General features: G+C 45.7%; 1 protein-coding gene and 1 pseudogene. Both read left to right on the plus strand.

The features are described 5' to 3' along the window. Positions 1–322: 322 nt before the first annotated feature. Positions 323–1,705: a glycoside hydrolase family 1 protein gene (locus ACKTSG_RS14140; RefSeq protein ID WP_407895659.1), complete on the plus strand. Its 1,383-nt coding sequence runs from the start codon at positions 323–325 to the stop codon at positions 1,703–1,705. Then, positions 1,705–1,863, plus strand: a pseudogene (locus ACKTSG_RS14145) (PTS sugar transporter subunit IIC); the annotation flags it as partial. The gene ACKTSG_RS14140 and the pseudogene ACKTSG_RS14145, both read left to right, overlap by 1 nt. Positions 1,864–1,983: the final 120 nt, after the last annotated feature.

Consider the following 1,983-nt stretch of genomic DNA (forward strand, 5'->3'; position numbering starts at 1 on the left):
GCTAGCTTTTGGTTTCGTCGCTTAGAGCATAGCACGGGTAGCCTTATAGGTGCCCTATTATTTTGTCATTTAAAACGGGCCTACACTCTTAGCGTTGGATTTCTCCAACACCAGAAAGTGTAGACCCGTTTTTTTGCGCATTTTTCTCAATTAGGGCTGGCTGATCTTGGTGCGCTTGACCTCATCAAACCACTTTTTCGCTTAAAGCATGACCTACAAAATTAAAAAACATGTTCTTTAAAAGAAAACACTTGCATACTCTAAGAAAAGCAGTTATGCTTGTTTTTGTGGAAAACGTTTTCTAACAAACGAATAAGGGAGTGTGTCAATGACAGCTCATATGCCAGACACGTTTTATTGGGGAAATTCAAGTTCGAGTATGCAAACAGAAGGGGCTGTATCCTTGGACGGCAAAGGACCATCTGTTTATGATCTGAAACAAGCGGGGCCAAACACCACTGATTGGCAAGTAGCGATCGACGACTACCATCGCTATGAAGAAGATCTGGATCTGATGCAAGCGATGCATATGAACATGTATCGCCTGCAGATCTCATGGTCACGGGTGGTACCAGATGGTGATGGTGCGTTCAACGAAGCTGGGATCGCGTACTATGATCGGGTGATCGACGCTTGTTTGGCACGCAAGATCACGCCAATGGTTTGTTTGTATCATTTTGATATACCGTTAGCTTTGGCAAAGAAATATAACGGCTTTATGTCGCGGCACACCGTTGATGCGTTTGTCCGCTTTGGACAAGCGATGATCACGCATTTTCAAGATCGGGTCAAATATTGGTTGGTGTTCAATGAACACAATTTGTATTTCACTGACGAAGCCTTTAATATTTCCGGTTATGTTGACGGACAACGCACGCTTGGTGAAATGTACCAGATCTTTCATCACACGATGTTGGCGCATGCCAGACTTGACGCTTTTGTGCATGAACAATATTCAGACGTCAAAATTGGCGGGATGTTAGCTTATACGCCAATCTATCCGAAAGATGCTGATCCGAAAACGATTTTTGCCGCCCGTCAGTTAGATGAGTTTTTGAACAATAATTTGAATTCTGCTTACGTTCATGGCCATTATTCACCAGAAGTATGGCGGTTTATCAGCAGCACCCAGTTGACGTTTGATTGGCAACCAGAAGATGCGGTGGTCTTAGCGCATCAGCACGCAGATTTTATTGCGTTTTCGTATTATCGCTCTGCCGTCGTCGATGCCAACAAGATTCCTGCTGGCACTCCGGTCAATCGCTACTTGGCGCATAGCTTTGAAGCCAATGAATTTTTGCCTCAAACGCAGTGGGGTTGGGCAATCGATCCGCTGGGGCTGCGCAATGTGATCACGAAGTTATACGACCAATATCAAGTGCCAGTATTCCCGGTCGAAAATGGGATCGGCTGTCGCGAAACTTGGGATGGCCAACACGAAATCGATGATATCGCGCGGATCGATTATCATCGCGCGCACATTCAAGCGATGCAAGCGGCCATGTTTGAAGACGGCGCAAAAGTTTTAGGTTACTTAGGTTGGGGGTTGATCGATATCCCCAGTTCACATGGGGACATGGAAAAGCGCTATGGTGCCGTGTATGTCAATCGCGGTAATCACGACTTGCGGGATCTGCGTCGGGTACCGAAGCGCAGTTTTAAGTGGTTTCAACAAGTATTTGGTTCAAATGGGGAGGAACTCTAATGGAAACTAATTCTAAATTTGGCAGTTGGGTCAACGATAAAATCATGCCACCGGTGATGAAATTCGTGAACACCAAAGCGGTCAAAGCCCTGCAAGATGGGATGATTTATTCACTGCCTTTTATCATCGTTGGTTCGATTTTTCTAATATTCGCAAATTGCAAGAACAAGTTAGCCACCCCATGGCACGACACCGTGAGATGAACTGTTATCTTTGATGAGTTGAGTTAGCTGGCTACGACTACCTTGGCAGCTCGTCGCTGAGCTCGAGCGCGCTCA

Origin of the sequence: Lacticaseibacillus salsurae, from assembly GCF_045862175.1 — a bacterium.
Taxonomy (GTDB): domain Bacteria; phylum Bacillota; class Bacilli; order Lactobacillales; family Lactobacillaceae; genus Lacticaseibacillus; species Lacticaseibacillus salsurae.